This is a genomic window from Aliiroseovarius salicola (genome assembly GCF_027891095.1).
Classification (GTDB): Bacteria; Pseudomonadota; Alphaproteobacteria; order Rhodobacterales; family Rhodobacteraceae; genus Aliiroseovarius; species Aliiroseovarius salicola.
Map to the genome: position 1 here is coordinate 496,089 of NZ_JAQIIO010000002.1, position 6,801 is coordinate 502,889.

Here is a 6,801-nt window from a genome sequence, read left to right on the forward strand (position 1 = left end):
TCACTTACCTTGACTAGATTTCAGGAAGAAATGGTGAAACAGAATGTTTCTGCTTCCTGAAATTTACCTTTTGACAAATTTTTGCCATATTCTGGTACTCTTATTGCCTTGGATCCGCGGATTTTGTCTGGGTGAGGGCATAAATTTGAACGGATAAAAACGATGCCTCGCAAAAACTCAAGTGGTGGCGGGAAGAATTCCAATAGCACCCCTCCTGCTGGTGCCATCGTCGGTACTGATGGCAATGACACGATTGACGTGCTCTCTCTTCTCGGTCCTGCAACAACAGGTGACGATGAAATTTGGGGACTCGGAGGCGACGACTTTATCGATGGTGGCCCCGGGAATGACACCATCGAGGGTGGAGACGGAAATGACACGCTCTACGGTGGGGAAGGTGACGATATCATCAATGGCGGCGCTGGCGGCGATCTGATCTGGGGTGGCCCCGGCAGTGATGTGATCGACGGAGGTGGAGGCAAATTCGACACCGTGATCTATTATGGGATCGAAGGTGTTGACTATTCCGTTGAAGAGATTACCGAAACCAAACCTAACGGACGCTCCACTGTTATTGGATATACCGTTACATCTCTTGACGGTTCTGGTGATATTGACACGCTAACAAATGTCGAGACAATTCTCTTTGTGGAAACGCCAGCGCCCGGCACGGTCATCACCCAAGGGGACGCGGATTTTACCCAGTTCGACCAGTCTGTTTCAATTGACGTATTGGCCAATGATTATATCGAAGGGTCTACGCCTGGAACCGGCCTCTCAATTACTGCAATCACCGATGTTCAAATTGACCTGGATGGTGATGGGATTAACGATGTTGACCTGATTCCGGATGGTGCCGACTTGAACTACTTCAATGATGCGGATGGCGGCATCCTCAATGACGGTTCGATATTAACGCTTAACCCTGATGGCACGTTGACATGGGACCCGAATGGTCAATACGACACTCAGCCGGCTCAGGGGGATAGCCCTCCTGTCGTTCATTTCTGGTATGAAGCCTCCGACGGAGCAGGTGGCGCAGACTATGGTGATGTGACTATTCAAGTGACCTATCCCGCACCATCAGGCACAATATCCTTCGAAAACATGGAGCTTATTGATCCATACCACGCACTCGTGTTGGGCATTTATCAATATGCTGATGGGCCAGATGGAAGCTACACCGTGTCGCAACTTAACTCCGCGACACAGTACTTTGAAGAGCGCGATACCAGCACCACCGATTATGATTATGACGGAGATGGCGACGATGAGTTCAAGGTCTGGACTGATCCAAATGGTACAACCCACGAGATGAACATCCATCACCGGGATCTGGACGTATTCGATTTTGTCAGTGTGGATTTCTCGGAATTGGATGTCGGTGAAACGGCGACTATCTCGCTCGCGGATACCAGCGGTGCCATCTATGCGCAATTGATGGTGACCGAGGCAGATCTAGATGCAAACGGGACCTACTTACTGAATGAGGCGGACGTCGGGCAGTTTTCGATCGAAGCGAATGCTGGGGGTGAATTCTACATCGACGACGTCTTTGTGCTTTAGCAGGGGATTGTCGGAGAAAATCATCTTGAGGCGGGCAGGGGGCTAAACAAACGTGCTGCCAGGCAGTGTCAGAAGAAACCGGCTTGAGACGGGCATGGCGCTGACATAGCGTTCCGTCATGTCCAAACGCTCCCCATTCAAGTATTTCAAAACCAGCCCAGAGATCATCAAGCTGGCAGTGATGATGTATGTGCGGTTTCCACTGTCGCTTCGGAATGTGGAGGAGCTGCTAAGTGAACAAGTTCGCCGTGCAGAATGTGGGAGGTGATGCTGGATGGGTTGAAACGAGTTCGAATCCTACCACCCCAGCCACTTTCATGAAGACTTGAAACTAAAGATTGCTAAGGTGATCTCTGGACGTCGTTGCCCCAGATGGGGCCTCAAAGTGGCGTTGGTGTGCTGATCATGAAGGTCATGCTGTTCTAGCTATGACTGGTTGGAAATGGTCTGATGGCACTTCTCTCTCGGTTCCTAGACTGGCATGACAAGCCGAAGCATGAGGCGACAACCGTTAGGTTCAAGCTGCTCACCGGGCAGAAACAGGGAAATGGGAGGTCACTAAGGGTGGAATCCGGTCCTTCACAGCGGATCGGACCGGCGTCCGGCGTGCGTGGACGAAGCTGGCATCTGAGAACAGGTTGCGGTTCAGTCGTTCACACTGGCTAATAACCAACCTCTTGGAATAGCTCAACAAGATACTGCGAAAGCCGAAAACTTCTCGAAGCTTGCAAGGTGGGGACGAGAAGAAATCTCTGCCAAGTTGTTGCCAGCGCGGCGCCCGTGTTAGAGTATTCACTAAGGAGTTTATTCGATTACGCGGACAACCTGATTGGTAAACATCAGAGAGGAAAGATATGCTAAAGTGGCTTTCGCTAATATTGGTTCTGGTCTTAGTGACACCAGTCTATGCAGAAGAGACTGGGACACTGACGGGGTCGCTGGACAACGAAAACACCGTTCTTGACCTGATTGCCTCGCAATCCGACCACCGTGGCGATGAGAATTTCGGCAGTGTATCCATGGTGTTTTCAGCCGACGGAGCAGCGGGCCTGAAAATGCTATTTATCGGCTTCGAGTGGCGAGACGGCAGCGCCGCGGTACCGGATATTCGCATAGTTGCCGATGACAGATCGATGTATTTCCCACGCGAAGATGAAGATTTCCTCCTCGAAATCGACGGAGCCAGCAAGTCCGGAGAGTTTTTGACCGTGAAGGGCCGACTTCGGTTCATTGCTGATCACTCCAAAGACTTTGGCAGGACACGCGACCCGTCGAACAGCCACACACTCGAAGGCTCCTTCGAGGCCACGATCGGGCCCGTTTGATGAGGTGGCATAAAACTGTTGCCATTCTGTTGATGTCGACCCTGTTGGCTAAAGTTGTTTCCGCAGAGGATCTCTGCCCGATAGAAGTCGATGCCGCGAGTTTCCTTGGCGAATACAAGCTTGCCCTTGGCGATATGTCCATCGAGGAGTCTCACAGTTCGGCAGCCCTCAATTCTTGGGCGTTCTTCGCGGGTGCTAACAAGGGTGCGATCCGGTTGCCGCTGACCACCGAAATTATGGACGTCCGGATCATTCAGGGATCAGGCGGACAGCTTTTTCTGGGTGATGGGTATCAAGACGCACCGCTCACCATCCGCTATGAAAACGACATCTACCTCACCCAGAACGTTAAGGATTTCTTTAGGGATCTTGCTGTCGAAGAGAACAGGTTGCGGGCCGCAAAGGGGCTTCTCCACGCGGATGACCCGGCACACGACGGGTACCAATCTGTGACCACCGGTGAAGACTATCGCCTCGCGTGCTATCCGCCGGGCCCGACGACGATCTTCGCTGGCGGGGAAACTGCATCGGTCAAGTTTTCATATGGGCTGGCGGTACTTTCTCATTCCAAGGAATCGACTCTTATGTTGGGGCGGCTCAATTGGATTGGGGTCAACGGCGTGCGCGCGACTCGTCAGGTTGTCATGATGCGCGGTCAATTCGCCAATATGGACTACTGGTTCAAGAATTACTTTCCCGGACAGTGACATCGCCTAAGGTGACCGCAAAACCGCCTGCGGCAGTGTCAGAGGGGCCCTGCCAGAAGAAACCGACTTGAGGCAGGTAAGGTGCTGAACTAGCGTCCTGTCATGTCTAAACGCTCTCCTCAAAATCAGCCTGATATCCTCCGCTACGCAATCAATGCAATCTGTTCCATGGGTGCTGATGGGCTACAGTTGAACGGCGAGCGGGTGTCGTTTCATTCTAAAGGGCTCCATCTGAGAACCTAGTCTCCAAACTCAGAAGTACTGCTGCTCCTACCGAGTGGCGCGGCCTCTGCGCTGGATAAAGGGCAGTCATCCTGGCCTAGTTGAGGCGGGTTGGGATTGGTCTAACAGCTCAATGCAGAGTGTTCGCAAACGTCTGTCTTCCGCATACTCCGACCTTACAAGTGGCAGCATTGTACCGGAAAGATGCCACATTCGGGAGTTATACCTGCAGTTGGAGGTTCCATTTTAAGAGCTTTAGTTCGTGAATTAGACTGAAGGGAGACCTGCAATATGAAAATTCTTGCAGTAGACGATGAACAAGACATTCTTGATATCTTGGTGCAAGCTCTGACTGCGTCAGGATTGCACGAGGTTATTACAGCACTGTCTGCCAAAGAGGCTTTGGCCCGGATAGCAGAGACCGAAATTCCTTTTGATTGCTGTCTGATAGATATCCAGATGCCGAGCATTAACGGTATCACGCTGACCCAACTCATTCGTCAAACCCCAGGATATGAACTCCAGCCCATCGTTATCATTACTGCCATGCATCAGAAGAGTTATCTGGATGCTGCGTTTAAAGCTGGGGCAACGGACTTTGTGACCAAGCCTTTCAATCTCGCTGCACTCAAGTCGCATATTCAGGAAGCGCAACGGGTCGCGTTTGAAAAAAAACGCTCTCAGACAGGGACTTATGCCGAAGGTGAGTTGAAGAGACTTGGGGTAAAACCCAAGAAGTTGCGTTTAGATTATGCATTCAAAATTCAAGGTGTGCCGTCAGCGGTGGACTGCCGCGAATTCGAAAACTACGTGCTGCAACTTTCAAACCGTCATCTGGCCGGGGCGATTGTATCAGCAATGACTATCGAAGGCGTCGAGGGTGTCTACGATGAGCTATCGTCCGAAGAGTTCTGCTTGGTGGTCGGGCAGGTCGCGCAATCAATTCACAATGTTCTGTGTAAGAGCGGTGGAGTGCTGTCATATCGTGGAAAAGGCACATTCCTGTGTGTCGGGCCAAAACGGTTCCTGGCTACACAAGCGGGTATAGAAAATGCCATCAACCGGAATTTTGTTGAACTGGCCCCTAAGGAACGGGGAGCGCGGATCATGATCCTAGTTGGCAAGCAGGTGCCCTTAAAATCGGTGTCTGACTTCGACGCCATCGCGTCTCTTTCGGAGGCTGTCGAAAATGTCGAGAAAAAGGCGGTTTTACTTCCGAACTTCTTTACCCGTGGTCATCGTTTGCCGAACGTCAGGCGAGTTAGCCAAGAGGAGAAACGACTGGAGCAGCGTGGATATGAAGTGTTGCTAAACGAAGCTCTTTCGGAAATGGACGGAGCACCCTTCTCGAAGCGGTATAACTAAATGATTTGAGAGGTACTGTCAGAAGAAGACAGCTAGAGACGGGCAGGGTGCTGAACTCGCGTCCCGCCAGTTCAACCATTCCTCCTTTCGCTATTTTAAAACCAGCCCCGAGATCATTCGCCTCGCGGTGATGATGTATGTGCGGTTTCCACTGTCGCTTCGGAATGTTGAAGATCTTTTGCACGAACGCGGGATAGAAATCAACCATGAATCGGTTCGATTTTGGTGGAACAGGTTCGGCCCATTGTTTGCCGCTGAGATCCGGAGAAACAGGGTCAGTCGGCTGCGCTCATATTCAAACTGGCAGTGGCACCTGGACGAGGTCTTCGTGAAGATCAACGGTGAACGACATTACCTTTGGCGCGCGATTGATCATGAAGGTGAAGTTCTGGAAAGCTATGTCACCAAGCGACGGAACAAGCGCGCAGCCCTTGAATTCTTGAGGAAAACGATGAAGCGACATGGTCAGCCTGAGCTTATCGTTACAGATCGTCTCAGGTCTTATGGGGCCGCAATGCGAGAGATCGGCAATGCGGAAAAGCAGACAACTGGCCGCTATTTGAACAATCGAATTGAGAACTCGCATCTTCCTTTTCGACGACGAGAACGTGCCATGTCACGGTTTCGAAGGATCCGAAGTTTGCAGAAATTCGTCGCCGTCCACGCCTCAGTCTTCAACCACTTCAATCAGGATCGCAGTCTTTCAAAGCGAGAACATTTCAAGCTCAACCGAACCGTCGCTCTCACCGAGTGGCGCGGTCTTTGCGCTGCATAAAGGACAGTCGTGCTGGCCTAGCAGAGACTCGTTCGAATTAGTCTGACAGCACAGCCACTTTCATGAATGCATGATACTAAGAACCGCTAGGGCGATCTTTGGGAGCCGATGCCCCAGTCGGGGTACCTGGTTGGTGGTGGAGAAATGTCCCGTCTCTCAAAAAGGCGAGACATTTCCGCGAGTAAGCGAGGTGAGTTGACGTTACAGTAGGTCAAAATAAGCTGAAATGGCATCGGAGTCTGTGTCGAGGAAGACCACGGTTTGCGAAGATGTTGCTGATGTCAAAACAACTGCGGTGTCGTCCAGCCCATCGCCGTCATGGTCGATTTGCGTTGCAGATGTAGCTGACAGCCCTGGGTCTAGCCTGACGGCGTCCTCACCTAGTGAGAAGTCTACAACCACATCATTGCCTGGGGTTCCTTGGAAGACGAACTCGTCTGCATCGAGCCCGCCAGACATCGTGTCATTACCCCAATTATCGACTATAGTGTCGTTCCCTTCGTCTCCGAAGATCACATCATCTCCGCTATCTCCGTAGAGCGTATCATCTCCTGTGCCTCCGATAAGCGTGTCATTACCGCTATATCCAGCGAGTAAGTCGTTTCCACCTCGACCTTCAAGTCTTTCATCATCGGGATTGCCACGTAGGGTATCGCCAACCCCAGTGCCAACGATCCATTCAATGTCTAGCAATGTGTCGGTGTTGCCCCATCCATCGGTGATGATGCGCTCACCTCCGTTGAAGTCATATTGCATGACTAATCCGGCAGTTCCTCCGTAAGAAGCTTCCTGACGGTAGCTTACTTGGTCAAAGCCATCTCCGCCCGTCACGTAGTCTGCG

At 51.6% G+C, this 6,801-nt stretch carries 5 protein-coding genes and 2 pseudogenes; 6 read left to right on the top strand and 1 reads right to left on the bottom strand.

Going from position 1 to position 6,801, the window contains the following annotated elements; translation table 11 throughout:
* Positions 1 to 162 precede the first annotated feature (162 nt).
* The 6 genes and pseudogenes from O2N63_RS06140 to O2N63_RS06165 all read left to right on the top strand — a co-directional run.
* Positions 163 to 1,566, top strand: coding sequence for a calcium-binding protein (locus tag O2N63_RS06140; RefSeq protein ID WP_271053347.1), 1,404 nt, complete (start codon positions 163 to 165; stop codon positions 1,564 to 1,566).
* Between the two features lie 118 nt (positions 1,567 to 1,684).
* Positions 1,685 to 1,807, top strand: a pseudogene (locus tag O2N63_RS06145) (IS6 family transposase); the annotation flags it as partial.
* Positions 1,808 to 2,420: 613 nt separating this feature from the next.
* Positions 2,421 to 2,891, top strand: a complete 471-nt coding sequence (locus tag O2N63_RS06150) for a hypothetical protein (RefSeq protein ID WP_271053348.1) — start codon at positions 2,421 to 2,423, stop codon at positions 2,889 to 2,891.
* A gap of 32 nt (positions 2,892 to 2,923) precedes the next feature.
* The gene (locus O2N63_RS06155; protein WP_271053349.1) at positions 2,924 to 3,598 is read left to right on the top strand and encodes a hypothetical protein; all 675 of its coding nucleotides are present in this window, start codon (positions 2,924 to 2,926) and stop codon (positions 3,596 to 3,598) included.
* A 513-nt stretch (positions 3,599 to 4,111) separates the two neighbouring features.
* Positions 4,112 to 5,185 carry a response regulator gene (locus tag O2N63_RS06160; RefSeq protein WP_271053350.1) on the top strand — a complete coding sequence of 358 codons (1,074 nt, stop codon included), beginning with the start codon at positions 4,112 to 4,114 and terminating at the stop codon, positions 5,183 to 5,185.
* Positions 5,186 to 5,270: 85 nt separating this feature from the next.
* Positions 5,271 to 5,960, top strand: a pseudogene (locus tag O2N63_RS06165) (IS6 family transposase); the annotation flags it as partial.
* A gap of 201 nt (positions 5,961 to 6,161) precedes the next feature.
* Here O2N63_RS06165 and O2N63_RS06170 read toward each other — a convergent pair.
* A partial coding sequence (locus O2N63_RS06170; protein ID WP_408629787.1) for a calcium-binding protein occupies positions 6,162 to 6,801 on the bottom strand: 640 nt, incomplete at its 5' end.

Excerpts from the sequence above, each read along its gene's own strand:
- O2N63_RS06140 (WP_271053347.1), top strand. The coding sequence starts at position 163 with ATGCCTCGCAAAAACTCAAGTGGTGGCGGGAAGAATTCCAATAGCACC.
- O2N63_RS06150 (WP_271053348.1), top strand. The coding sequence starts at position 2,421 with ATGCTAAAGTGGCTTTCGCTAATATTGGTTCTGGTCTTAGTGACACCA.
- O2N63_RS06155 (WP_271053349.1), top strand. The coding sequence starts at position 2,924 with ATGTCGACCCTGTTGGCTAAAGTTGTTTCCGCAGAGGATCTCTGCCCG.
- O2N63_RS06160 (WP_271053350.1), top strand. The coding sequence starts at position 4,112 with ATGAAAATTCTTGCAGTAGACGATGAACAAGACATTCTTGATATCTTG.